Genomic DNA, 23,396 nt, shown 5'->3' with positions numbered 1-23,396 from the left:
TAGCGGTGAGAGCGATCTGTCGTTGAAACGATTTGTTGAAAGGTTTCAATCTTGTGACGTCAACGTAAGTGGCGACCGTCACAAGAGTCAACAGGTCCCGAGAAAAATCCTCGGACACGATTCGACAACGGCCGGTCTGACCGAGGCCGTATCCTCTGCTAGATCGTTTCAAGGAGGGAGGGGTCGGATGGCACGCAGCGCCTCGGTGAAGGACGTCGCCGCCCATGCCGGCGTCTCCCTCGGCACGGTGTCGAACGTGCTCAACCGCCCCGACCGGGTCAGCCCGGACACCCGGGAGCGGGTGCAGCGGGCGATGGCCGAGCTCGGGTTCGTGCGCAACGAGTCGGCCCGGCAGCTGCGGGCCGGGACCAGCCGGACCCTCGCCTACGTGATGCTCGACGCGAGCAACCCGTTCTTCACCGACGTCGCCGCCGGCATCGACGTGGCCGCCGAGGCCGCGGACCTCTCGCTGATGCTGTTCAACAGCCGCAACTCCTCCGACCGCGAGCACTCGCACCTCGCGCTGCTGGAGCAGCAGCGCGTGCAGGGCGTGCTGGTCACGCCGGTCGACCCCGACTCCCCCGCGCTCGACGAGCTCGCGCAGCGCGGTACGCCGGTCGTGATCGTCGACCGCACCAGGTCCGACCAGTCGTTCTGCTCGGTCGCGGTCGACGACGTGCTCGGCGGCCGGCTCGCGATCGAGCACCTCATCGACCGCGGCCACGAGCGGGTCGCGTTCGTGGGCGGCCCGGCCACCCTCGGCCAGGTCCGCGACCGGCGCCAGGGCGCCCGCGCCGCGTGGAAGGCGGCCGGCCTCCCCCGGGAGGACCTGGTCGAGATCTCCACGACCGCGCTCGACGTCGCGCAGGGCCGCGAGGCCGGCCAGCGCCTGGCCGGCATGGCCGCCCAGCGCCGCCCGACCGCGGCGTTCTGCGCCAACGACCTGGTCGCGCTCGGCCTGCTGCAGCAGGCGATCGGCGCCGGCCAGCAGGTGCCCGCCGACCTCGCGATCGTGGGGTACGACGACATCGAGTTCGCGGCCGCGGCCGCCGTACCTCTCACCTCCGTGCGGCAGCCGCGGCAGGAGCTCGGCCGCACCGCCGCCGAGCTGGTCCTCGACGAGGCGGCGAACCCGGCGCACGGGCACCGGCAGGTGCTGTTCACCCCCGAGCTGGTCGCGCGGGCGTCCACGCTGGGCTGACGGTCAGCCGCGGTGCTGCGCGGCCAACCGGACCCCGGCGTTCGGCGCTCCGTAGCCGTCGTACCCACCGCGGCGCTGCACGACCTCGAAGAACACGCCCCCGACCGTGGCCGTGTAGAAGTGCGTGAACTCGCCCGACGCGTCGCGGTCGTGCAGCAGCCCGAGGGACGCCATCGCCTCGACCTCGTCCGCCGGGAGGTCGAACCGGGCCATCAGGTCGTCGTAGTAGTTGGCCGGGATCGCCAGCGGCCGGAGCCCGCGGTCGATCGCGCGACGGGCGACCGCGACGACGTCGTCGGTGCGGAACGCGACGTGCTGGGGGAAGCCGTCGCGCGACACGAGCGGCGCCACGTTGAGGGCGAGCCGGCACGCGCCGGTCGCCGAGCGGACGACCTGGCTGCGGACCAGGCCGTTCGGGGCGGCGACCTCGCTGCTGCTCTCGGCGACGAGGCCGAGGAGGCTGCTGTAGAACAGGACCGCCTCGTCGAAGGCCTGCCAGGGCTGCGCCAGGTTCACGTGGTCGATCCCGGTCAACAGAGCCGGTCCGGGCTCCTGCCCACCACCGAACTCCGGGACCCACGGCGCCTCGCCGCTCGCCACCGGAGCCAGGAAGACCTCGGTGCCGTCGGGGGCGCGGAACGCCGGCAGCTCCTGCTCGGAGGCGAGCGTGCGGCGGTAGACCGTGGGGGCCTGGAGGGCCCGCGCCCGATCCGCCGAGGCGGCCGGGTCGGGCACCTCGAAGCCGACCGCGGCGAGCGTCGGCGCCCGGTCCCGGGCGTGCTGCTCGTTGCAGACGATGCGCGCGGTGCCCTCGCTCCACAGCCGGGCGTCCTTGCTGCGGTGTCGCCCGCGGAACGTGAAGCCGAGCTGACCGAGCAGCACGTCCACCTCGCCGGTGTCCTCGGCACGCACCTCGACGAAGTCGAACGCCACCGGCTCTCCGACCGGCGGCAGCGGGCGGGTGCCGACCAGGTCCTCGAGCCAGGTCAGCGACCGCCGCGCCTGGCGGGCCGTGTCGTGCACGTCGGTCTGCCGGAACACGTCGTTGAAGACCTCGAGCGAGAGCGGGCCGTCGTACCCCGTCCGCAGCACGTGGCCGACGAACGCCCCGAGGTCGAACGCGCCCTCGCCCGGGAACAGACGGTGGTGCCGCGACCAGGACAGCACGTCCAGGGTGAGAGCCGGCGCGTCCGCGAGCTGGAGGAAGAAGACCTTCGCGCCCGGGATGTCCTCGATGGCCGCCGGGTCGTGCCCGCGGGAGAGGATGTGGAAGCTGTCCAGGCAGACGCCGACCGCGGGATGGTCCGCGAGCTCCACGATCCGCCAGGCGCGGCGGTAGTCGTCGACGTAACGCCCCCAGGCCAACGCCTCGTAGGCCAGCCGGACGCCGTGCTCGGCAGCCACGTCCCCGAGGCGGCGCAGCTGCTCGGCGGACACCTCGTCGTCGTCGACGGTCGCGGTGCCGACGTTGCTGCACACGAGCATCGTGTCGATCCCCAGGCGCTGCATGAGGTGGAACTTCGCCCGTGCCCGGTGCAGCACCCGGCCGAACTCCTCCTCGCTCACCCCCTCGGCGTCGCGGAAGGGCTGGTAGAGGTCGAGGCTCAGGCCGAGTCGGGCGGCCAGAGCGCGGACCTCCTCGGGACTGGCCGGGGTCGCGACCAGGTCGGGCTCGAAGACCTCGACGCCGTCGAAGCCGGCCTCCGCGGCCGCCTGCATCTTCTCGGTCAGCGTGCCGCTCAGGCAGACGGTGGCGATCGAGGTCCGCATCAGGCCTCGACCGGCGGCGACGGGGCCAGCACCCGCGCGGGGTTGAGGACCATCATCTGGTGCACCTGGGACTCGGTGGCGCCGCCGGCGAGCAGCGCCGGGAGCACCCGGCGGGGCAGGTGCTGCATGTTCCAGTGCGGGACGTTCGCGGCCCGCCACGACGGCGGCGTGACGCGGCTGAAGAACGCCGCGTCGTGCGAGAGCACCATCCGGTCGGCGTACCCCTCGCGCAGCAACGCCAGGACGGTCGCGATCCGGGCGGCGTCGGGGAGCACGTGCTCCATGCCGAAGCGGTCCATGCCGATCGTGGCCCCGGCGTCCATCAGCTCACGCAGGTAGTCCAGGTCCTCGGAGTCCCCGCAGTGGCCGATCACCAGGCGCTCCGGCGCGACCCCGCGCTCGCCGAAGAACGCGAGCTGGGCCCGGCCGCTGTGGGACGGCGCGTGCGTGTGGGTGGTGATGGGGACGCCGGTACGCCGGTGGGCGGTGGCGGCCGCCTCCATCACCCGGGCGACGTCGGGGGTGACGCCGGCTCGATCGGTGACCACCTTGAGCATCCCGGCCCGCACGCCGGTGTCGGCGATCCCGATCTCGATGTCGCGCCGGAACAGCTCGACCAGCGGGTCCGGACCGCCGACGAGGCGGCCCGGACCGTGCGTCGAGAAGTACGCCGGCAGCACGTCCGCGGTGTAGTAGCCGGTCGACGCCACCAGCTGCACCCGGGTGCGCGAGGCGACCTCGCGCACCCGGGCGACGTCGCGACCGAGACCGAGCACGGTCAGGTCGACGACGGTGCGGATCCCGAGCTCCCACAGCCGTTCGAACCCGCCGACCGCGGTCTCGATCGCGGCCTCCTCGCTCCACTCGGGGTGGGGGAGGTTCAGGTCGAGCTCCTGGTGGCCGACGAACACGTGCTCGTGGATGAGCGTCGTGCCCAGGTCGTCCGGTCGCACCGGCCCCCGGAACGTCTGGACCTCTCCCGGCATCATTGACCGCCGCCCGAGGTGGTGACCACTTCTAGTTCGCCTCGCTCCGGATCGCCTCGTAGATCGCGAGCTGCTCCTCGTTGAAGTTCTCGCGGAGGTAGGCGTCGGCCTGGGTGCGGAACGCCTCGACGTCGACGTCGTCGACGACCTCCATGTCACCGCTCTCGGTCCACTCGGCGAGGGTCGCCTCCTCGTCCTCCGCGACGCAGCCGGGCACCTGCTCCTCGGCCGCCTCCACGGCGTCGTCGAGTGCATCCTGCTGCTCCTCGGAGAGGTCGTTCCAGGCATCCACCCCGATGATCACCAGGTTCGAGTTCGCCTGGTGGTCGGACATCGAGATGTAGTCCTGGACGTCCTGCAGGCTGCTCGCCGCGATGTTCGTGATCGGGTTCTCCTGACCGTCCACGGTGCCCTGCTGCAACGCGAGGAACAGCTCCTCGTAGGCGACCTCGGTCGCGTCGGCGCCCAGCGCCTCGGCGTTCATCAGGTACTGCGGCGAGTTCGGGAACCGCATCCGGAGCCCGTCGAGGTCCTCCGGCGACCGGATCGGCTCGTTGGCGGTGAACTCGCGCATCCCGGCCGACCACGCGCCCAGCGTGTGCACCCCGGCCTCGTCCTCGAAGCCCTGCAGCAGGTCGTCGGAGGCGTCACCGTCGAAGTACCGGGCCAGGTGGTCGCTGTCGTCGAACGCGTACACCGCGTCCAGCACCGACACCGGCTCGTAGACCGCGCCCAGGGCGGACGCACCCTGGATGTCCATGTCGATGTCGCCCGACACGACGGACGCGATCCGGTCGGCGTCCGCGCCGAGGGCACTCGCCGGGAAGACCTCGATGGTCAGGCCGACGTCGGCGTTGGCCACCTCGTCGGCGATGACCTGGGCGCCGCAGCGGTGCTGCGGCTGGGTCTCGGTGTAGCTGTGGGCCAGCTGCATCGTGACCTCGCCGCCGGCCTCGGAGCCGCCGGCGCTGTCCTCGTCGTCGCCGCACGCGGCGAGGGCCATCGGGAGCGCGACGAGGCAGGCGGCCAGCGCCGTGCCCCTCCTCTTGTTCTGCACTGCCATCATCGGTTCCTTTCTCCGGTGGTGTCCCGAGCGGGTTCCCCCATGCGCGTGGCGGCTTCGGCCGCCACGAGCTCGTCGAAGTCGCGGTGCATCGCCCCGCGGTCGGCCGGGCGGCCGGTGATCAGCTCGAACGCGTCGGCGGCCTGGTGCACGGCCATCCCGGCGCCGCTCAGCACGGTGCAGCCACGCTGTCGCGCGACGGTGAGCAGCGCGGTGTCCAGCGGGCGGTAGACGATGTCGGCCACCCACAGCCCGGGGTGGAGCAGGTCGGCGGGCACCGGCGACCCCGGGTGCGCGGCCATCCCCATCGGCGACGCGTTGACCAGGCCCGAGGACCGGGCGAGCGCGGTGACGAGGTCATCGCGGGTAGCGGCGACCAGGTCGACGGCGACCGAGCGGTCGGCCAGCGTCCGCGCGAGCGCGCCGGCGCGCTCCCCGTCGAGGTCCACGACCAGGAGCCGGCGTACGCCGAGGTCGGCCAGGGCGTGGGCGACCGCGGTGCCGGCGCCACCGGCGCCGAGGAGCACGACGGTGTCGCGGTCGGCGTCGGGGAGGTCGTCGGCGAAGGCGCGCTCGAACCCCGTGACGTCGGTGTTGTGCCCGGTCGTCCGGCCGTCCTGGATCAGGACCGTGTTGAGCGCACCGATCGCGGCCACCGCGGGGGCGCACTCGTCGACCAGCGGCACCATCGCCTGCTTGACGGGGTGGGTGATGTTGAGGCCGTCGAACCCGAGGTCGCGAGCGCCGTCCAGGAGCTGCTCGAGCCGCGTCGGCTCGACCGTCCCGTCGGGCAGGTCGACGACCTTGTAGACGTAGCGGAGTCCTTGCCGCGCCGCCTCCCGCTCGTGCAGCTCGGGCGTCAGGGACGGCCCCACGCCGTGGCCGATCAGCCCGGCCAGCCAGGAGCGCCGCTCCTGCGGGGCGCTCACAGCCCCAGCCTGTCGGGGAGGTAGAGGATCGCGTCCGGCCAGAAGACGATCCCCAGGCAGAGCAGGGTGAGCGGGACGAGGAACGGCAGCGAGCCCCAGAACACCTCGGACATCCGGGCCTTGGCGATCGCCTGCAGGACGAAGATCACCGTGCCGACCGGGGGCGTGAGCAGCCCGATCATCTGGGACAGGATCATCAGCACGCCGAGCGCGATCGGGTCGACGTCGTACTGGGTGGCGATCGGCAGCAGGATCGGCACCGTGAGCGTCAGCACCGCGACCGCGTCGAGGGCGGTGCCCAGGACGAACGACAGCGCCAGCACGATCAGCATGAAGACGGTCGGGTCGCTCGTCATCCCCAGCAGCGCCTCGGACATCTCCTGCGGCACCCGCTCGCGGGCGAAGATGTAGCCCAGCAGGCTGGCCGAGGCGACGATCAGCATGATGCTGCAGGTCGTCACCGTGGCCTCGACGAGGACCTTCGGCAGGTCGCGGACCTTGAGCGTGCGGAACGCGAAGCCGAGGACGAACATGTACGCCGCGCCCACGGCCGCCGCCTCGGTCGGCGTGAAGTACCCGCCGAGGATGCCGCCGAGGATCACGATCGGCGCGCCCAGCGGCGCGATCACCCGGCGGCCGGTGTACCGGACCCGTGCCCAGCTGAACTCCGTGCGCTCGAGGTCGGGCATCCGGCGCACCCAGAGGAACACGACGATGCAGAGACCGACGGCCATCAGGATCGCGGGCACGACCGAGGCGGCGAACAGTGCGCCGGTCGAGACGCCCGCGAGGCCGGCGTAGATGACGGCCGGGATGCTCGGCGGCATCACCGGTGCGATGAGTGCCGACGAGCCGACGACACCCAGGGCGAACGGTCGCGGGTAGCCGGCGCGGAGCATGGCCGGGATCTGCACCTTGCCGAGCGCGGCTGCGTCGGCGACCGCCGAGCCGCTCATCCACGAGAAGCCCACGCTCGCCCCGACGCTGACGTAGCCCAGGTTGCCGCGCACCCGGCCCAGCAGGGCCAGCGCGAAGTCGAAGAGGCGGTCGGCGATGCCGGCCTGGTTCGCGACGCAGCCGAGCAGGATGAACAGCGGCACGGCGAGCAGGGGGAAGCTCGCGATCGAGTTCGCGACCAGCCGGAGCGCCAGGCCGGTCGACTGGTCGTTGGTCAGCATCCAGACCAGGCACGGGCCGAAGAACGCGAACGCGATCGGGACGCGGATCACCAGCAGCGCGGCGATCAGCAGGCAGAGGACGACGAGGCTCATGCGGTCGGCAGCCCTTCCTCGTCGGCGTACGCCGGCGCGGGCGCTCCGACGACGGCGTACTGGACCGCGGCGATGAGCGAGCGGAGCACGACGCTGACGAAGCCGACCATCGAGACCAGGTAGAGCCACGACATCGGCATCCGCATCGCGGGCGACTTGAGGATGTCCTGGGTCTGCCAGAGCTCCCACGCCTCGGCGCAGAGCGCGAGGCCGATCGCCGCCATCACCAGGCAGGAGATGACGCGCACGACCCGGCGCATCATCTCGCCGGGCACCAGGTCGATCATCTCGATGGAGATGTGCGAGTCGGTGGTGACCAGGACGCCCGCGACCACGAACGTCAGCCAGACCAGGCAGAAGCGGGCCAGCTCGCCGGTCCATGGCCAGCCGTCGAACGGCAGGTAGCGCTGGGTCGCCTGGAGCAGCACCAGCCCGAAGATCATGAGGAGAGCGGCGACGCCGATGCTCAGCTCGATGGCGGTCAGCACTCGGCCGGTCCGGGTCAACCAGCCCGGCAGCCGGGTCGCGTGCAGTGTGTCGGCGGTCACAGCGGCCGAACGTACGGACCCGTGGCAAATGATGGCAAGGGGTTGCCAAGTTGTTGCCAGATCGCGTTGGCTGTGCCCGTGTCCGGCCCCACGATCTACGACGTCGCCGCCGCCGCCGGCGTCGCGACCTCGACCGTCTCCCGGGCGTTCTCCCAGCCCGGGCGGGTGTCGGCGGCCACCCGGGACCGCATCGTCGCGGTCGCGGCGGAGCTCGGGTACCGGCCCAACCCGCACGCGCGTGCCCTGCTCTCGGGCAAGCACCACACGGTGGCGATGGTCGTCTCCGACATCGCGAACCCGCACTACTTCGAGATGATCCGCGGCGCGGAGATGCGGGCCCGGGTCTCGGAGTACACGCTGCTGCTGGTCAACGCGGAGGAGTCACCGCGCGTGGAGTGGGAGCAGATCCAGCGGCTCTCCCCGGCCGTCGACGGGTTCCTGCTCGCGGCCAGCCGGCTCCCGGACGAGAACCTGCGCCAGGTCGCGGCACAGCGCCCCGTGGTGCTGATGAGCCGGGAGCTGCCCGACCTGACCAGCGTCGTCCTCGACCACGTCGAGGGGTGCCACCAGGTCGTCTCCCACCTCGCCTCGCTCGGCCACCGGGACCTGGTCTACCTCGCCGGACCGCGGAACTCCTGGATGGCGAGCACCCGGTGGGCCGCGCTGCAGCGGGCGGCCGAGCAGATCGGCGTGGGTGCACGCCGGATCGGCCCGTTCACGCCGAAGGTCACCCAGGGCGGCGCGGCAGCGGACGCTGCCGTCAACGCCCGGGCCACCGCGGTCGTCGCCCACAACGACCTGCTCGCGATCGGCGTGATGCAGCGGCTGGCCCAGCGCGGCCTGCGCGTGCCCGAGGACGTGAGCGTGGTGGGCTTCGACAACATCTTCGCGGCGGACGTGTGCACACCCGGCCTCACCACCCTCGGCGGAGCCCACACCGACCTCGGGCGCACGGCCGTGGAGCTGCTGCTGACCGCCGGGTCGCGCGCCGCCGACGACCCGCCGCGCGTCGTGCTCCCCACCGAGCTCGTGCTGCGCGGGTCGACCGGGACGGTCGCGACGGCCTAGGTTCGGCAGATGCGCTACGGCGCGCATCTGCCGCTCGCCGATCTCGGCTCGGGCCTGCCGGGCCTGACGTCGTACGCCCGCACCGCCGCCGGCCTGGGGTTCAGCACCCTGGCCGCGAACGACCACCTGGTCTTCAGCCGCCCGTGGCTCGACGGGATCGTGGCGCTCTCCAGCGTCGTGGAGGCCAGCGGCGACCTCCGGCTGGCAACCACGGCCGCGCTGCCGGTCGTCCGCGGCCCGGCCGCGACGGCGAAGGCGGCGGCCGCGCTCGCCACCGTGTCGGGCGGGCGCTTCACGCTCGGCGTCGGACCGGGGTCGTCGGCCGCGGACTACGCGCTGGCCGGGCTGGACTTCGCGGAGCGCTGGCCACGGTTCGAGGCGGCCGTGCGGGACGTACGGTCGTACCTCGACTCGCTGGAGCCGCGGCCGGCCCGTCCGGTGCCGATCTGGGTCGCGAGCTGGGGGTCGGCCGCCGGACTGCGACGGGTCGCTCGGCTCGGCGACGGGTGGCTGGCCTCGGCGTACAACACGACGCCGGCCCTGGTCGCCGCCGGACGGTCGGCGCTGCCGCCGGACCTCACCTGCGCGGTGGCGACCATGTGGACCTGGGTGACCGACAGCGACCGGGAGCGGCGCGACTGGCTGACCCGGCTGTCGGCGCTGCTCAACCGGCCCGAGGACGAGCTGGCCGCGCAGCTGCCCGTCGGACCACCCGAGGCCTGCGCCGAGCTGCTGAGCGCGTACGCCGCAGCCGGGGTCGACGAACTCCTGCTGTGGCCGGTCGCCGACCACGAGGGTCAGCTCGAGCGGGTCATGCGCGAGGTCGTGCCCCTCGTCCGGTGACGTCGCGCAGGATCGCGGTCATCGCGCGGACGGGCACCGACGGTGTCCCCGACAGGTGGGCGACGCCGATGCGGCGCACCGGACCTCCGGCCGCGAGGTCGCGCACCTCGACCCCGGGAAGCGGGTTGGTCGCCGCCAGCCCGGGCACCACGGCGACACCCAGGCCCGCGGCCACGAACGCCTGCACCGCCCGGTAGTCGTCGGTCGCCAGCTGGGTGCGCGGCTCGAAGCCGGCGGTCCGGCAGGCGTGCAGCAGGATCCGGAACCAGGTGCTGCCGACCCGGCCTCCGACCCACGCGTCCTCGGCGAGGTCGGTGAGTCGCAGCCGGTTCCGGCGCCGGGCGAGCCGGTGCCTCTCGGGCAGCAGGACGCGGTACGGGTCGTCGAAGAGCGGCACCAGCTCGAGCCCGGCGGGCACCCCGCCGGGCAGGACGGGATTCTCGTAGATGACCGCCAGGTCCAGCTCGCCGTGCTCGAGCCGCGGCACCAGGCCCTGCATGTGGTCGTCCACCATCGTCAGCACCACCTCGGGCGCCTCCTCGCGGAACCGCGCGATCGCCGACGGCACGAAGGTCGTGAGCGCGGTCGGGAAGCTGCCGACCCGGAGCCGGCCGGCCAGCCGGCCGCTGATCTCGTCGAGTGCATGCTCGGCGTTGCCGAGATGGGTGGCGATGGCGCGTCCGTGCCGGACCACGACGGCACCGGCCTCCGTGAGCTCGAGCGGCCGGGTCCCGCGCTCGACCAGCGGGAGCCCGACCTCGCGCTCGAGGCCGGCGACGTGCTGGCTGACCGCCGACTGGGTCATCCCGAGCGATCGCGCCGCGGCCGAGAACGAGCCCTGCTCCGCGACCTCGCAGAGCACCCGGACGGCGCGCACCTGACCTATTAGTTTCACTTCACTCCCTCAAGTGATCAGTGTTGATGCTAATGGCGCGGCTTCCTACCGTCACTGGATGACCACCGACGCAACCACCCAGATCGACACCGACAAGCTGATGGCGTTCGTGTTCCGCGCCGTCGACGAGGTCGGGGCCACCCTCAACTGCGCGCTCGTGCACCTCGGGGACCGCCTCGGCTACTACCGCGACCTCGCCGCCCACGGCCCGACGACGCCGGAGGAGCTGGCCGCGCGCACCGAGACCGGCCTGCCCTACGCCCGGGAGTGGCTCAACGCCCAGGCGGCCGGACAGTTCGTGACGTACGACGCCGCCTCCGGCCGCTACACGCTGCCGCCGGAGCACGCCGTGGCGCTGGCGGACGAGACCAGTCCGGCGTACCTGCCCGGGTTCTTCCAGATCGCCTACGGCACGGTCCACGACGCGGACCGGGTGATCGAGGCCGCCCGCTCGGCGACCGGCGTCGGCTGGCACGAGCACACCGGCGACGTGCACGACGGCTGCGAGCGGTTCTTCCGGCCGGGCTACGCCGCGAACCTGGTGGCCGAGTGGTTGCCGGCCCTCGACGGCGTCGTCGAGAAGCTCGGGGGTGGGGCGCGGGTCGCCGACGTCGGCTGCGGCCACGGGTCGTCGACCGTCCTGATGGCCGAGGCGTTCCCCGCCTCGACGTTCTCAGGCTTCGACTACCACGCCGGGTCCGTCGCCACCGCGCGCGAGCGCGCCGGCGAGGCCGGCGTCGGCGACCGTGCCCGGTTCGAGGTCGCGTCGGCCACCGAGTTCGGTGGCGCGGGCTACGAGCTGGTGACGATGTTCGACTGCCTGCACGACATGGGCGACCCGCTCGGCGCGGCCCGGCACGTGCGCGAGGCGATCGACCCGGAGGGCACCTGGATGATCGTGGAGCCGGCCGCCGGCGACCGGGTGGAGGACAACCTCAGCCCCGTCGGTCGCGCCTACTACGGCTTCTCGACGCTGCTCTGCACCCCGGCCTCGCTGTCGCAGCCGGTCGGGGCGGCGCTCGGCACCCAGGCCGGTCCGGCGCGGATCCGCGACGTCGTCGAGCGGGCCGGGTTCACCCGGTTCCGGATCGCCGCGCAGACGCCGTTCAACAATGTCTACGAGGTGCGGCCCTGATACCCCCTTGCGCGGGCGCCGGTGCAGGCGGATCGTGAGGTATGGCCAAAAACGTGGTTCCTGACGGCCTCCCGGTGCTCGCCCGCGGCAAGCACCGAACCCCGCGCTCGGGCGCGTGCTTCATGGAGATGGCGTCGGTGCTGGCCGGCGAGAAGTGGAGCGACCAGCCGCAGTGCACCCACCCGCTGCTGGCCGGGCTGGCCCGGCTGGTCAACGACAGCACCAGCGACCACGGGCGACGGGGCCTCGTCGAGCACATCCCGTCGGTCGTCGGCGTGCAGGGCGACGGGCTCGGCTGGGAGGTGTCGCTGGTCGCGGCCGTCGCGGTCGAGGCGATCCTCGACGTACCCGAGGAACGCCAGCGTGCACTGGCTTCCGGGCTCATCCGCTGCGAGGAGCTCGCCGTCGAGCTCGGCCCGGACCAGGTACACGGTGTCGATGCGATGCGTCAGGCGCTCGCCGACGTGCCGATGGCCGTGGCGTGGTCGCGCACGTTCCTGACGCCAGGCCCGATCACGTCCGCCCAGTTCCGCCGCAACACCGCGCCGACGATGATCCGGTGCTCGGTGCTGGGCATCGCGACCGGTGCGTCGGCCGACCCGGACGCCCGGCTGCGCGACCTGCTGGTCACGGGGATCGAGACGGCGACGCGTCGTACGCCGGAGGTCGAGCTGAGCTACTCCAGGTCGTCGTCGGCGTCGTCGACGCGACCCTGATAGTCCGAGTTCATCCCCATCGCACGCAGGCCCCAGTACGCCAGGCCCGCCATCAGCACGACGGCGACCGCGCAGGCCACGATCAGCGCGACGGTCTCGTTCATGGGGGAACCGTACTAGGGCGTGCCGCGGTGCTCGGCGAAGAAGGCCTCGAGCAGCGTCGTCGACTCGTCGGCGAGGACACCGGCGAGCACCTCCGGCCGGTGGTTGAGCCGCCGGTCGCGGACCACGTCCCACAGGCTGCCCACCGCGCCCGCCTTCTCGTCGTACGCGCCGAACACCACGCGGTCGACCCGGCTGAGCACGGCGGCGCCGGCGCACATCGTGCACGGCTCGAGCGTGACCACCAGCGTGTGGCCCTCGAGGCGCCACTCGCCGCGCGCGCGGGCGGCCTCGCGCAGCGCGACCACCTCCGCGTGGCCGGTGGGGTCGTGCTCGGCCTCGCGGACGTTGCGCCCGCGGCCGACGGTCCTACCGTCCGGGCCGATGACGACGGCGCCGATGGGGACGTCGCCCGTCGCAAGGGCAGACCGCGCTTCGTCGAGGGCGGCCAGCATCGCCGCCTCCCAGGCCTGCCTGTTCACGCAGAGGTCAGGCCGACCGCGTCGTCGAAGAGCTCGCCGAAGCCGAGCCGCCGCGCGACGTCCGAGAGCATCTCGTCGGGGTAGAGGTCGAAGTCGTCGAGCAGCACGCCCATGTCCATCGCGTGCATGCCGAGGTCGCCGAGCAGGTCGAGGTCGCCGGCCGGGGCCTGGTCGTCCTCGTCCTCGGGCGGCGGCAGGCCGAGGAACTCGACGGCGGAGCTGGCGAGCTCCCACTCGTCGGCCGCGGTGATGTCGGAGAGCAGCACCCGGGTCGTCGGACCGGCCACACGGACGATCACGAAGAAGTCCTCGTCCATCGCCACCAGCCCGACCGCGCCGCCGTCGCCGGGGAACCGGCGCAGCGCGTGCGACAGCTTGTCGACGTCCTCGAGCACGTCGTGGACGAGCTCCTGGACCGTCCACACACCTTCCTCGCGGTAGGCGGCCAGTGCGAAGTCGACTCCGTCCAGCTGGTCGCTCATGTCGGTCCTCCTGTCCTCGCTCGCCTCTCGCCCGTCCTCCAGAGTGTCAGACGAGCGGTGCGGGGCCAACCCCTTTGCGGCTGCGCGAGTGGGTCGTGCGTGCCCTAGGGTTCGACCATGCGCACGCACGTCGTCGACCACCCGCTCGTTGCCCACAAGCTGACCCACCTCCGCGACGAGAACACCGACTCGCCGACGTTCCGCCGGCTGGCCGACGAGCTGGTCACGCTGCTGGCCTACGAGGCGACGCGCGACGTCCGCGTCACCGCCCACGAGATCGTGACGCCGGTGTCCCCGATGACCGGCACCACGCTGGCCACGCCCCGCCCGCTCGTGGTCCCGATCCTGCGCGCCGGCCTCGGCATGCTCGACGGGATGATGCGGCTGCTGCCGACCGCGGAGGTCGGCTTCCTCGGCATGATCCGCAACGAGGAGACCCTCGAGGCGTCGACGTACGCCGAGCGCCTGCCCGAGGACCTGTCCGGCCGCCAGTGCTACGTGCTCGACCCGATGCTCGCGACCGGCGGCACCCTCGCCGCGGCGATCAAGTTCCTCACCGACCGGGGCGCCGACCACATCACCGCGATCTGCCTGCTCGCCGCCCCCGAGGGCTGCGCGCGCCTGGAGCAGGAGCTCGAGGGGCTCGACGTCCCCGTCACCGTCGTCACCGCCGCCCTCGACGAGAAGCTCAACGAGAAGGGCTACATCGTCCCCGGCCTCGGCGACGCCGGGGACCGGTTGTACGGCGTGGTGGGCTGAGTCCCACGCGTCACAGGAATCCCCGGTCGACCGGGGAAACTGTCACCTGTAGGCCGTTGCAACGGCCGTCAAGCGAGGGAATCCCCGGTCGACCGGGGATTCCGACAGCGCGGATCACCCACCCGGGAAGATCTGCACCTTCCCGGTGGCGATCAGCACCATCAGCACCACGACCAGCAGGCCGAGTGCGCCGTAGACCCACTCCTTGCTGACCCGGGTCTCGTCCGACTCGGGGGCGTCGTAGCGGTGCCCGTCGGGGCGGCCGAGGCGGTCGTCCTCATCGTCCGTCATGCCCCTCCAACGACAGAGGGGCTCAGACGTCACAGGGCCTTGACCGCGTTCAGCAGCTTGCCGAGCGAGTCCTTCGCGTCGCCGAACAGCAGCGTGGTCTTGGGGTCGAAGAGCAGCTCGTTCTCGATGCCCGCGAAGCCGGGGCGCATCGAGCGCTTCATGAACACGATCTGCTTCGCCTCGTCGGCGTCGAGGATCGGCATGCCGTAGATCGGGGCGCCGGGCGTGGTCTTCGCGGCCGGGTTCACGACGTCGTTGGCGCCGACGACCAGCACGACGTCGGTGTGCTTGAAGTCGCCGTTGATGTCGTCCATCTCGACCAGCTGCTCGTACGGCACCTGCGCCTCGGCGAGCAGCACGTTCATGTGTCCAGGCATCCGGCCGGCGACCGGGTGGATCGCGTAGTCGACCTGCGTCCCGCGCGCGCTGAGTACGTCGACCAGCTCGCGCAGGGTGTGCTGGGCCTGGGCCACGGCCAGGCCGTAGCCGGGGACGATGATGACGCGCTCGGCGTACCCGAGCAGGATCGCGACGTCCTCGGGACCCGCGCTGCGCACCGGCCGGTCCGACGCCTCGCCGGCGCCGAGCGTCGAGCCGCCCTTGAGCGCGCCGAAGAGGATGTTCGCGACCGAGCGGCCCATCGCCTTGGCCATCAGCAGCGTGAGGTACGTGCCGGACGCGCCGACCAGGGTGCCGGCCACCAGCAGCACCACGTTCGACAGCACGTAGCCGCCGGCGGCGACGGTCAGGCCGGTGAACGCGTTGAGCAGCGAGATCACGATCGGCACGTCGGCGCCGCCGACGGGGAGCACCAGCAGCACACCGACCAGCAGGCCGAGCAGCGCGAGCGCGATGCCGATCCACACGGCCGGCTGGGTCACCGTCAGCACCCCGAGCACGATCGCGGCGATCCCGGAGGCGCCGAACACGATCGGCAGGCCCGGGAAGATCACCGGCCGCGACGTCATCAGCTCCTGGAGCTTGGCGAAGGTGACGATCGAGCCGGCGAACGACACCGCGCCTACCGCGATCGTGAAGGCGGTCGCGGCGAGCACGAACCAGTTCACGGCATCCGCGTGCGGGACCATCTCGTGCAGCTCGACCAGCGCCACCAGCGCGGCCGCGCCGCCGCCGACGCCGTTGAACAGCGCCACCATCTGGGGCATCTGCGTCATCTGCACCTTCTGGGCGCCGATGACACCGCCGACCGAGCCGACCGCGATCGCGGCGACGATCAGCGGCACGTGCTCGAGGTCGAGGTAGATGAACGGGAGCACGACGGCGACGACCGCGGCAGCAGCGCCGAGCAGGTTGCCGGCGCGCGCGGTCCTCGGACCCGAGAGGCCCTTGAGCGCGAGGACGAAGCAGATCGCGCAGAGCAGGTTGACCAGCTGCACCCAGGTCGGCATCAGGCGCCCTCTCCCGAGGTCGGCGCCGGCTTCTTCTTGCGCACGAACATCTGGAGCATCCGGTCAGTGACCACGAAGCCGCCGACCATGTTGACCGCGGCCAGCACGATCGCGACCAGCCCGACCACGAGGGCGACGTCGTTGTCCGTCGAGCCCGTCACGAGCACGGCGCCGAGCAGGATGATGCCGTGGATGGCGTTCGCGCCCGACATCAGCGGCGTGTGCAGCGTCGAGGACACCTTCGAGATCACCTCGATCCCGACGAACACGCTCAGGATGAAGATCGTCAGCCAGACGACTGCCTCGTCCATCAGTTGCCACCTTCCAGGGCCGCTCGCGTGGGCTCGTGCCGGATGACGCCGTCGTGGGTCACGCACGAGCCCGCGACGATCTCGTCGTCGAAGTCCGGCAGGAACGCGCCTCCCTCGTCCGTGGAGCTGGTCATCAGCGTGACGATGTTGACGATGTTCTGCGCGTACAGCTTCGAGGCGGGGCCGGGCATCTGCGACGGCACGTTCCGCCCGCCCCAGACCTGCGCGTTGCCGATCCGCACCACCTCGCCGGCGACCGCGCCCTCGACGTTGCCGCCGCTCTCCGCGGCCAGGTCGACCACCACCGAGCCGGGCCGCATCTGCTCGACCATCGCGCTGGTGACCAGCACCGGCGCCCGGCGGCCGGGGACCGCCGCCGTGGTGATCAGCGCGTCCGCGTTCGCGACGTACGGCGTCAGCCGCTCCATCTGCAGCGCGGCCCGCTCCTCGGTCATCTCGCGGGCGTAGCCACCCGCGCCCTCGAGGGTGTCGAGCTCGAGGTCGATCGCCTGCGCGCCCATCGAGCGGATCTCCTCGGCCGCGGCGGCGCGCACGTCGTACGCCTTCACGACCGCGCCGAGCCGCTTCGCCGTCGCGATCGCCTGCAGTCCCGCGACACCGGCGCCGAGCACCACGACCTCGGCCGGCGGAACCGTGCCCGCCGCGGTCATGTTCAGGGGGAAGAAGCGGCGCAGCATCCCGGCCGCGACGATCGCGCAGCGGTAGCCGGACACCAGCGCCTGCGAGGACAGCGCGTCCATCGACTGGGCGCGGGAGATGCGCGGGACGAGCTCCATCGCGAACGACGTCACGCCGGCGTCGCGGAGCGCGGTGACGATCTCGGGCTCCTGCCCGGTCGGCAGGAAGGAGACGGTCGCGGCGCCGCTGCGCAGCCGGCGGACGACGTCGGTCCCCGGCGGCTGCACCGAGACCAGCACGTCGGCCTTCTCGACGGCGTCCGCGTCGACGGTCGCGCCGGCGGACTCGTAGTCGGCGTCGGCGATCAGCGCGTGCGCACCCGCGCCGGGCTCGACCAGGACGTCGTAACCCAGCCCGGTCAGCTTGCCGACCAGCTCGGGCACCATCGCCACCCGGGCCTCGCCGTCCCTGGTCTCCCTGGCTACCGCGATCTTCACCCGTCGCAACCTAGCCGAGTCCGGGCCAACTTCTGGGACTTCGTAGGGTGGCGAAGTGACCACCCATCCGCAGAGCGGCGCCTCGAGCGAGGAGGACTTCCGCCGTTTCATGCTCGAGCACCGCTTCGGCATGGACGAGGTGGTCACCAAGCTGAACATCCTGCGTGACGAGTTCCTGCACCTGCACGACTACAACCCGATCGAGAGCGTCACGTCGCGGCTGAAGTCGCCGGAGAGCCTCCTCGAGAAGATCCAGCGCAAGGGACTCGACCTCGACGACCACCCGTCGTTCGACGAGATCCGGCAACGGGTGGTCGACGTCGCGGGCGTCCGCGTCGTGTGCAGCTTCACCTCGGACGTCTACCGGGTCTTCGACGTGCTCGCCCACCAGCCCGACATCCGCATCGTCGAGGTGCGCGACTACATCATCGAGCCGAAGCCGAACGGCTACCGCAGCCTCCACGCGCTCGTCGAGGTGCCGGTCTTCCTGTCCGAGGGCACCAGGCCGGTCGGGGTCGAGGTGCAGTTCCGCACGGTCGCGATGGACTTCTGGGCGAGCCTCGAGCACAAGATCTACTACAAGTACCGGCGGGAGGTCCCGGCCGAGCTCCTCGCGGGTCTCCGCGACGCGGCCGAGACGGCGTACGCGCTCGACTCCGACATGGAGCGGCTGCACGAGGAGGTGCGCGGCCTCGACCCGCTCCCGGCCGACGTCGTCGACGGGATGCCCACCGAGTCGCCGGACGCGGCGCTGCTGGCCGCGCTGCGGCGGATCGGGGCTCAGCCCGACAGCGGGAACTCCTCGACCGGGTCGTAGCGCGGCCGTCCGCGCGGCCCCTCCCCCAGGTGGGAATCCACGAGCGTGACCCGGTCCGCGGTCCAGCGCGGACCCGCGTACCCGTCCAGCAGCCGGACCCAGCTCGACACCTCGGCGGGGTGCCCGAGCCGCGCGACGGTGACGTGCGGGCGGAACCGCTGACCGTCGACGGGTACGCCGGCGCGGTTGGCCGCGGCCCGGCAGCCGGTGGCGAGCCGATCGAGCTCGAGCCGCCGCGGGCCGAGCTCGCGAGGACCGCGATCAGCGGCGGAGGTTGAGGAGCGTCGGCTCGTGTCGGAGCGAAGCGACGGAGCGCGCGAGGCGTCTCGAGACCCAGCGCCCTCGTCGAGGTCGAGACCCGCCCAGATCACCCGCGCGCGGGCGGCGTTCGGAAACGCACCACCCCCGGCGATCGCGGTCTCGAACGCGGTCCGCTTCGCTGCCGCTCGCTCCAGGCGCTCACCCAGGTCGTCGAGCCGGCGCTGCTCCACGTCGGCCAGGAACGCCAGGGTCACGTGGAACTGCTCGGCCGTCGCCCAGCGGAACTGCCCCGCCGACCGGCGTACGTCGAGGAACGCGTCGAGGTGCTCGACGGCCTCGGGAGGCGGGACCAGGGCGACGAAGAGGCGCATCAGGGCCGCGCTCTCACCCGATCTGGGTCCCCAGCAGGGATCCGATGCCGTAGGTGACCGCCATGGCGAACAGCCCGCCGACGATGTTGCGCGCAACGGCCGGGCCCGGACGGGCGTAGCCGAGGCGGGCGCTGACGAACCCGGTGAACCCGAGCGCTACGACGACCGCCAGGACCGTCAGCCAGAGTCGGTAGCCCGAGTCGCCGAGCGTCATCGTGAGCAGCGGGAGCAGGGCGCCGATCGTGAACGACAGCATCGAGGCCCAGGCCGCGTGCCAGGGGCTGGCGATGTCGTCGGGGTCGATGCCGAGCTCGGCCTCGGCGTGCGCGGCGAGCGCGTCCTTCGCGGTCAGCGCCTCGGCGACCTCGAGGGCGAGCTCCTCGCTGAGCCCCTTCTCGACGTAGATCCCCGCCAGCTCGGCGAGCTCCTCGTCCGGCTCGTCGCGCAGCTCGCGGCGCTCCTTGGCGAGCAGCGCGAGCTCGGAGTCCTTCTGGGTGCTGACCGAGACGTACTCCCCCGCACCCATGCTCATGGCGCCGGCGGCGAGGCCCGCGACACCGGCGATCACGATCGCGGTGCGGTCACTGGTGGCACCGGCGGCGCCGATCACGATGCCGGCGGTCGACACGATGCCGTCGTTCGCGCCGAGCACGGCGGCGCGCAGCCAGTTCAGGCGGTTGTTCAACCCGCCCTGGTGCGGCTCGCTGTCGTGGGGGCCGACCGGGACGTCCAGCTCTGCGGTCATGCCCGCATCCAACGCCGCTCGGAGGGGTGCCGCAACCAAGGTTTGGATTGCCTCACGCCTCCGGCTCCTCGATCCGGCGCGGCATCAGGAACCCGACGACGAGCAGCGCGACCGCGACGACCGCGGACGCCACGAACACCGCGTGGATCGCGGGCTCCAGGACCGTCGGCGTCAGGTGCTCGAGATCGGGTATGCCGCCTCCGACGTGCGATGCGACCACGCCGTTCACGATCGCGCCGAAGGCGGCCACACCGACCGCGCTGCCGATCGAGCGCGAGAACATCGTCGACCCCGTCGCGACCCCGCGCTGCTGCCACGACACCGCGGACTGCGCGGCGATGATCGCCGGGCTCGCGACCAGCCCGAAGCCCAGGCCCATCACGAAGCAGGGCGCGGCCAGCACGAAGATCGAGCTGCCAGGACCGACGAGCAGCAGCAGCGACGCACCGGCCGTCGACACCGCGCCGCCGATCAGCATCGTCGTACGGAACCCGACGGTGAGGTAGAGGCGGCCCGAGTTCGACGCCGACAGCGGCCAGCCCAGCGCTATCGCCGCGAGCGCGAGGCCGGACGCGACCGCGCCATGGCCGAGCACGCTCTGGCCGTACAGCGGGACGTACGTCGTCATGCCCATCATCAGCACGCCCACGATCAGCGTGGTGGTCATCGCCGCGACGACCACGCGGTGCCGGAACACCCAGGACGGCAGCACCGGCTCGGCTGCACGCCGCTCGACGAACGCGAACCCGGTCAGCAGGACGACGGCCGCCGCGAACAGCGTGATGCTCGTGGCCGACGTCCAGGACCAGCGCACCCCGCCCTCGAGCAGCGCGAGCAGGAGCAGCAGCCCGCCGACGGTGAGCAGCACGGCGCCCGCGTAGTCGATGCGGTGCTGGCGGCGCTCGACGTTCTCGTGGAAGCCGCGCCAGAACATCACGGCGGCAGCGATGCCGACCGGCAGGTTCACCAGGAACACCCAGCGCCACGACAGGTAGTCGGAGAAGAGCCCGCCGAGCGTCGGTCCCAGAACCGCCGAGATCGCCCAGATGCTGGCGAGGTAGCCCTGCACCTTCGCCCGCTCCTCGACGGTGTAGATGTCGCCGATGATGGTCTGGCCGATCGGCTGCACGGCGCCCGCCCCGATGCCCTGCAGGGCCCGGAACACGATCAGCGACGTCATCCCCCACGCGATCCCGCACAGCAGCGAGCCGAGGACGAAGAGCCCGATGCCGACGAGCATCACCGGCTTGCGGCCGTAGAGGTCGGCGAGCTTGGCGTAGATCGGCACGGTGACGGCCTGGGTCAGCAGGTAGACCGAGAACAGCCAGGGGAACTGCGAGAAGCCGCCGAGGTCGCTCACGACCGCCGGCACGGCGGTCGCGAGGATCGTCGAGTCGATCGCCACCAGGCTCATGCTGAGCATGACCGCGAGCAGCACCGGGCCGCGCTCGCTGCGCAGGCCGACGCTCGCCCTGCTCACCTCGTTGACTGCCACGACGATCGCCAACCTACGCCGGTCGGGTCGTGTTCCCGGCGCCGTCCATGGTTCGGGCCGTCCCCCAACGGGTACCTGTGTGTTTTGATCGATCCAAGTGGAGGACTGCAGGTGGAGGACGTGGTGGAGGTCTGGCCCGGGAGCGCCTATCCGTTGGGGGCGACGTTCGACGGCAGCGGGACGAACTTCGCGCTGTTCAGCGAGGTCGCCGAGCGCGTCGAGCTCTGTCTCTTCGACGCCGACGGCGCCGAGACGCGGATCGCGCTGTCGGAGGTGGACGCGTTCGTCTGGCACTGCTACCTGCCGACCGCGCAGCCGGGGCAGCGCTACGGCTACCGCGTGCACGGCCCGTGGGACCCGAAGCAGGGGCAGCGCTGCAACCCCAACAAGCTGCTGCTCGACCCGTACGCCAAGGCGACGGCGCGCGAGATCGACTGGGACCAGGCGCTGTTCTCCTACGACTTCGGTGCCCCCGAGGACAGCGACTCGCGCAACGACGACGACTCCGCGCCGCACATGACGTACGGCGTCGTCATCAACCCGTTCTTCGACTGGGAGGGCGACCGTCGGCTCGACTACCCCTACAACGAGTCGATCATCTACGAGGCGCACGTCAAGGGGCTGACCCAGCTGCACCCCGACGTGCCGGAGGAGCTGCGCGGGACCTACGCCGGCGTCGCCCACCCCGCGGTCACCGAGCACCTCACCAAGCTCGGCGTGACCGCGATCGAGCTGATGCCGGTCCACCAGTTCATCCAGGACAGCACGCTGCTCGACCAGGGCCTGCGCAACTACTGGGGCTACAACACCCTCGGGTTCTTCGCGCCGCACGCGGCGTACTCCTCGATCGCGGTCGACGAGCAGCGACTGGGCCAGCAGGTCCAGGAGTTCAAGTCGATGGTCAAGGACCTGCACATGGCGGGCATCGAGGTCATCCTCGACGTGGTCTACAACCACACCGCCGAGGGCAACCACCTCGGCCCGACGCTGAGCTTCAAGGGCATCGACAACGCCGCGTACTACCGGCTCGTCGAGGACGACCAGCGCTACTACATGGACTACACCGGCACCGGCAACAGCCTCAACGTGCGCCACCCGCACTCGCTGCAGCTGCTGATGGACTCGCTGCGCTACTGGGTGACCGAGATGCACGTCGACGGCTTCCGGTTCGACCTCGCCTCGACGCTGGCGCGCGAGTTCTACGAGGTCGACCGGCTCTCGACGTTCTTCGAGCTCGTGCAGCAGGACCCGGTCGTCAGCCAGGTGAAGCTGATCGCCGAGCCGTGGGACATCGGCCCCGGCGGCTACCAGGTCGGCGGCTTCCCTCCCCAGTGGACCGAGTGGAACGGCCAGTACCGCGACACCGTCCGCGACTTCTGGCGCGGCGAGCCGTCGCTGGGCGAGTTCGCGTCGCGGATCGCCGGCTCCTCCGACCTCTACGAGCACTCGGGGCGCCGGCCGGTCGCGAGCATCAACTTCGTCACCGCCCACGACGGGTTCACGATGCGCGACCTCGTGTCGTACGACGAGAAGCACAACGACGCGAACGGCGAGGACAACAACGACGGCGAGAGCCACAACCGCTCCTCGAACCACGGCGCCGAGGGCCCGACCGACGACCCCGAGATCCTCGCCGCCCGCGCCCGGTCGCAACGCAACTTCATCGCGACCCTCCTGCTGAGCCAGGGCGTCCCGATGCTGCTGCACGGCGACGAGCTCGGCCGCACCCAGCAGGGCAACAACAACACCTACGCCCAGGACAACGAGCTCTCGTGGGTGCACTGGGAGGACGCCGACCAGCCCCTGGTCGAGTTCACGGCGGCCGTGGCGCGGCTGCGGCGCGACCACCCGACGTTCCGCCGCAAGCGCTTCTTCACCGGCGGCACCGTGCGGGTGCCCGACGGCGGCGACGGCGACCGGCTCAACGACATCGTGTGGCTCCACCTCGACGGGCGCCCGATGGAGGACGGCGGCTGGACCGACGGCGCCCAGGCGCTGGGCATGTACCTCAACGGCCACGGCATCGCCGGCCGCGACGCCCGCGGGCAGCGGATCGTCGACGAGCACTTCCTGCTCTACTTCAACGCCGACGGCGAGACCACGGTGACGCTGCCGCCGAACGAGTACGCCGACGCGTGGGACGTCGTGATCGACACCGGCGGCTCCGCGGACGAGGACGGCACCTTCGCGGCAGGCGAGACCTTCACGATCCCGCACCGCAGCATGGTCGTGCTGCGGGAGCACCGCGAGCCCGAGGCCGAGCCGGACTCGTCGGTCGCCGCGTCGGTCGCGCAGGCGCGAAAGGCCTGA

Annotated in this window: 25 protein-coding genes; 8 read left to right on the top strand and 17 right to left on the bottom strand. The window is 71.9% G+C overall.

The genetic code is table 11. The features are described from left to right. Positions 1-187 precede the first annotated feature (187 nt). On the top strand, positions 188-1,201 hold the full coding sequence (locus tag MJ604_RS12015) for a LacI family DNA-binding transcriptional regulator (RefSeq protein ID WP_243058600.1): 1,014 nt from the start codon (positions 188-190) through the stop codon (positions 1,199-1,201). 3 nt (positions 1,202-1,204) lie between these two features. Here MJ604_RS12015 and MJ604_RS12010 read toward each other — a convergent pair whose 3' ends face one another. From MJ604_RS12010 to MJ604_RS11985, 6 genes are read right to left on the bottom strand one after another with little or no spacing between them, the layout of a single operon-like run. Then, positions 1,205-2,971 carry a bifunctional sugar phosphate isomerase/epimerase/4-hydroxyphenylpyruvate dioxygenase family protein gene (locus MJ604_RS12010; RefSeq protein WP_243058598.1) on the bottom strand — a complete coding sequence of 589 codons (1,767 nt, stop codon included), beginning with the start codon at positions 2,969-2,971 and terminating at the stop codon, positions 1,205-1,207. Then, positions 2,971-3,957, bottom strand: coding sequence for a phosphotriesterase (locus MJ604_RS12005; RefSeq protein WP_243058596.1), 987 nt, complete (start codon positions 3,955-3,957; stop codon positions 2,971-2,973). The genes MJ604_RS12010 and MJ604_RS12005 overlap by 1 nt, the downstream gene beginning before the upstream one ends. 31 nt (positions 3,958-3,988) lie before the next feature. After that, positions 3,989-5,020, bottom strand: coding sequence for a DctP family TRAP transporter solute-binding subunit (locus MJ604_RS12000; RefSeq protein ID WP_243058594.1), 1,032 nt, complete (start codon positions 5,018-5,020; stop codon positions 3,989-3,991). After that, entirely contained in the window at positions 5,020-5,949 is a 930-nt protein-coding gene (locus tag MJ604_RS11995) for a shikimate dehydrogenase (protein ID WP_243058592.1), read from the bottom strand. Before MJ604_RS11995 ends, MJ604_RS12000 begins: the two co-directional genes overlap by 1 nt. Next, positions 5,946-7,220, bottom strand: coding sequence for a TRAP transporter large permease (locus MJ604_RS11990; protein WP_243058590.1), 1,275 nt, complete (start codon positions 7,218-7,220; stop codon positions 5,946-5,948). Before MJ604_RS11990 ends, MJ604_RS11995 begins: the two co-directional genes overlap by 4 nt. Beyond that, the gene (locus MJ604_RS11985; RefSeq protein ID WP_243058582.1) at positions 7,217-7,768 is read right to left on the bottom strand and encodes a TRAP transporter small permease; all 552 of its coding nucleotides are present in this window, start codon (positions 7,766-7,768) and stop codon (positions 7,217-7,219) included. The genes MJ604_RS11990 and MJ604_RS11985 overlap by 4 nt, the downstream gene beginning before the upstream one ends. Positions 7,769-7,846: 78 nt before the next feature. Between MJ604_RS11985 and MJ604_RS11980 the strand changes: the two genes are divergently transcribed. After that, on the top strand, positions 7,847-8,836 hold the full coding sequence (locus MJ604_RS11980; RefSeq protein ID WP_243058581.1) for a LacI family DNA-binding transcriptional regulator: 990 nt from the start codon (positions 7,847-7,849) through the stop codon (positions 8,834-8,836). Between the two features lie 9 nt (positions 8,837-8,845). After that, on the top strand, positions 8,846-9,679 hold the full coding sequence (locus MJ604_RS11975) for an LLM class flavin-dependent oxidoreductase (protein WP_243058580.1): 834 nt from the start codon (positions 8,846-8,848) through the stop codon (positions 9,677-9,679). Here MJ604_RS11975 and MJ604_RS11970 read toward each other — a convergent pair. Further along, positions 9,648-10,556, bottom strand: a complete 909-nt coding sequence (locus MJ604_RS11970) for a LysR family transcriptional regulator (RefSeq protein ID WP_243058579.1) — start codon at positions 10,554-10,556, stop codon at positions 9,648-9,650. The genes MJ604_RS11975 and MJ604_RS11970 overlap by 32 nt on opposite strands. 76 nt (positions 10,557-10,632) lie before the next feature. On the opposite strand from MJ604_RS11970, the gene MJ604_RS11965 reads away from it, so the two are divergent. Then, positions 10,633-11,709 carry a class I SAM-dependent methyltransferase gene (locus tag MJ604_RS11965; protein ID WP_243058578.1) on the top strand — a complete coding sequence of 359 codons (1,077 nt, stop codon included), beginning with the start codon at positions 10,633-10,635 and terminating at the stop codon, positions 11,707-11,709. 41 nt (positions 11,710-11,750) lie between these two features. Continuing rightward, positions 11,751-12,425 (top strand): hypothetical protein, encoded by a 675-nt coding sequence (locus MJ604_RS11960; RefSeq protein WP_243058577.1) that lies wholly within the window; start codon positions 11,751-11,753, stop codon positions 12,423-12,425. Here MJ604_RS11960 and MJ604_RS11955 read toward each other — a convergent pair. The 3 genes from MJ604_RS11955 to MJ604_RS11945 are packed head-to-tail and all read right to left on the bottom strand — an operon-like array spanning position 12,386 to position 13,491. Continuing rightward, positions 12,386-12,529, bottom strand: coding sequence for a hypothetical protein (locus MJ604_RS11955; RefSeq protein ID WP_243058576.1), 144 nt, complete (start codon positions 12,527-12,529; stop codon positions 12,386-12,388). The two genes, MJ604_RS11960 and MJ604_RS11955, sit on opposite strands and share 40 nt — an antisense overlap. A gap of 12 nt (positions 12,530-12,541) precedes the next feature. Beyond that, positions 12,542-12,982, bottom strand: coding sequence for a nucleoside deaminase (locus tag MJ604_RS11950; protein ID WP_243058693.1), 441 nt, complete (start codon positions 12,980-12,982; stop codon positions 12,542-12,544). Positions 12,983-13,005: 23 nt separating this feature from the next. Beyond that, positions 13,006-13,491, bottom strand: coding sequence for a tRNA adenosine deaminase-associated protein (locus MJ604_RS11945; protein ID WP_243058568.1), 486 nt, complete (start codon positions 13,489-13,491; stop codon positions 13,006-13,008). Positions 13,492-13,608: 117 nt separating this feature from the next. Between MJ604_RS11945 and upp the strand changes: the two genes are divergently transcribed. Continuing rightward, positions 13,609-14,250 carry a uracil phosphoribosyltransferase gene (gene upp, locus MJ604_RS11940; protein WP_243058566.1) on the top strand — a complete coding sequence of 214 codons (642 nt, stop codon included), beginning with the start codon at positions 13,609-13,611 and terminating at the stop codon, positions 14,248-14,250. Between the two features lie 114 nt (positions 14,251-14,364). Here upp and MJ604_RS11935 read toward each other — a convergent pair whose 3' ends face one another. The 4 genes from MJ604_RS11935 to MJ604_RS11920 are packed head-to-tail and all read right to left on the bottom strand — an operon-like array spanning position 14,365 to position 17,397. Then, positions 14,365-14,541, bottom strand: coding sequence for a hypothetical protein (locus MJ604_RS11935; protein ID WP_243058565.1), 177 nt, complete (start codon positions 14,539-14,541; stop codon positions 14,365-14,367). 29 nt (positions 14,542-14,570) lie between these two features. Beyond that, positions 14,571-15,950, bottom strand: a complete 1,380-nt coding sequence (locus tag MJ604_RS11930) for an NAD(P)(+) transhydrogenase (Re/Si-specific) subunit beta (protein WP_243058563.1) — start codon at positions 15,948-15,950, stop codon at positions 14,571-14,573. Next, a complete protein-coding gene (locus MJ604_RS11925; RefSeq protein WP_243058562.1) occupies positions 15,950-16,261 on the bottom strand; it encodes an NAD(P) transhydrogenase subunit alpha in 312 nt (103 codons plus the stop codon). The genes MJ604_RS11930 and MJ604_RS11925 overlap by 1 nt, the downstream gene beginning before the upstream one ends. Beyond that, a complete protein-coding gene (locus MJ604_RS11920; RefSeq protein WP_243058561.1) occupies positions 16,261-17,397 on the bottom strand; it encodes an NAD(P) transhydrogenase subunit alpha in 1,137 nt (378 codons plus the stop codon). Before MJ604_RS11920 ends, MJ604_RS11925 begins: the two co-directional genes overlap by 1 nt. Before the next feature lie 55 nt (positions 17,398-17,452). Here MJ604_RS11920 and MJ604_RS11915 point away from each other — a divergent pair, with 55 nt between their 5' ends. Further along, entirely contained in the window at positions 17,453-18,214 is a 762-nt protein-coding gene (locus MJ604_RS11915) for a GTP pyrophosphokinase family protein (RefSeq protein ID WP_243058560.1), read from the top strand. Here MJ604_RS11915 and thpR read toward each other — a convergent pair. Genes thpR through MJ604_RS11900 form a run of 3 tightly spaced genes read right to left on the bottom strand, consistent with a single transcriptional unit; the run spans position 18,178 to position 21,086 of the window. Next, complete coding sequence (gene thpR / locus MJ604_RS11910; RefSeq protein ID WP_243058559.1) at positions 18,178-18,846, bottom strand: RNA 2',3'-cyclic phosphodiesterase; 669 nt, start codon at positions 18,844-18,846, stop codon at positions 18,178-18,180. The two genes, MJ604_RS11915 and thpR, sit on opposite strands and share 37 nt — an antisense overlap. A 13-nt stretch (positions 18,847-18,859) precedes the next feature. Further along, a complete protein-coding gene (locus tag MJ604_RS11905) occupies positions 18,860-19,591 on the bottom strand; it encodes a VIT family protein (protein ID WP_243058558.1) in 732 nt (243 codons plus the stop codon). 52 nt (positions 19,592-19,643) lie between these two features. Further along, on the bottom strand, positions 19,644-21,086 hold the full coding sequence (locus MJ604_RS11900) for an MDR family MFS transporter (RefSeq protein ID WP_243058557.1): 1,443 nt from the start codon (positions 21,084-21,086) through the stop codon (positions 19,644-19,646). 123 nt (positions 21,087-21,209) lie between these two features. On the opposite strand from MJ604_RS11900, the gene glgX reads away from it, so the two are divergent. Continuing rightward, positions 21,210-23,396 (top strand): glycogen debranching protein GlgX, encoded by a 2,187-nt coding sequence (gene glgX, locus MJ604_RS11895; protein WP_243058692.1) that lies wholly within the window; start codon positions 21,210-21,212, stop codon positions 23,394-23,396.

The organism is Nocardioides sp. SR21 (genome assembly GCF_022761125.1).
In the GTDB taxonomy this organism is placed as follows: domain Bacteria; phylum Actinomycetota; class Actinomycetes; order Propionibacteriales; family Nocardioidaceae; genus Nocardioides.
The sequence above is the reverse complement of the archived record's forward strand: the minus strand, read 5'-3'. Positions and strand labels throughout refer to the sequence as shown.

Excerpts from the sequence above, each read along its gene's own strand:
- upp (WP_243058566.1), top strand. The coding sequence starts at position 13,609 with ATGCGCACGCACGTCGTCGACCACCCGCTCGTTGCCCACAAGCTGACC.
- thpR (WP_243058559.1), bottom strand. The coding sequence starts at position 18,846 with ATGCGCCTCTTCGTCGCCCTGGTCCCGCCTCCCGAGGCCGTCGAGCAC.
- MJ604_RS11925 (WP_243058562.1), bottom strand. The coding sequence starts at position 16,261 with ATGGACGAGGCAGTCGTCTGGCTGACGATCTTCATCCTGAGCGTGTTC.
- MJ604_RS12010 (WP_243058598.1), bottom strand. The coding sequence starts at position 2,971 with ATGCGGACCTCGATCGCCACCGTCTGCCTGAGCGGCACGCTGACCGAG.
- MJ604_RS11975 (WP_243058580.1), top strand. The coding sequence starts at position 8,846 with ATGCGCTACGGCGCGCATCTGCCGCTCGCCGATCTCGGCTCGGGCCTG.
- MJ604_RS11960 (WP_243058577.1), top strand. The coding sequence starts at position 11,751 with ATGGCCAAAAACGTGGTTCCTGACGGCCTCCCGGTGCTCGCCCGCGGC.
- MJ604_RS12005 (WP_243058596.1), bottom strand. The coding sequence starts at position 3,957 with ATGCCGGGAGAGGTCCAGACGTTCCGGGGGCCGGTGCGACCGGACGAC.
- MJ604_RS11955 (WP_243058576.1), bottom strand. The coding sequence starts at position 12,529 with ATGAACGAGACCGTCGCGCTGATCGTGGCCTGCGCGGTCGCCGTCGTG.
- MJ604_RS12000 (WP_243058594.1), bottom strand. The coding sequence starts at position 5,020 with ATGGCAGTGCAGAACAAGAGGAGGGGCACGGCGCTGGCCGCCTGCCTC.
- MJ604_RS11990 (WP_243058590.1), bottom strand. The coding sequence starts at position 7,220 with ATGAGCCTCGTCGTCCTCTGCCTGCTGATCGCCGCGCTGCTGGTGATC.
- MJ604_RS11945 (WP_243058568.1), bottom strand. The coding sequence starts at position 13,491 with ATGAGCGACCAGCTGGACGGAGTCGACTTCGCACTGGCCGCCTACCGC.
- MJ604_RS11950 (WP_243058693.1), bottom strand. The coding sequence starts at position 12,982 with ATGCTGGCCGCCCTCGACGAAGCGCGGTCTGCCCTTGCGACGGGCGAC.
- MJ604_RS11965 (WP_243058578.1), top strand. The coding sequence starts at position 10,633 with ATGACCACCGACGCAACCACCCAGATCGACACCGACAAGCTGATGGCG.
- MJ604_RS11935 (WP_243058565.1), bottom strand. The coding sequence starts at position 14,541 with ATGACGGACGATGAGGACGACCGCCTCGGCCGCCCCGACGGGCACCGC.
- MJ604_RS12015 (WP_243058600.1), top strand. The coding sequence starts at position 188 with ATGGCACGCAGCGCCTCGGTGAAGGACGTCGCCGCCCATGCCGGCGTC.
- MJ604_RS11930 (WP_243058563.1), bottom strand. The coding sequence starts at position 15,950 with ATGCCGACCTGGGTGCAGCTGGTCAACCTGCTCTGCGCGATCTGCTTC.
- MJ604_RS11905 (WP_243058558.1), bottom strand. The coding sequence starts at position 19,591 with ATGACCGCAGAGCTGGACGTCCCGGTCGGCCCCCACGACAGCGAGCCG.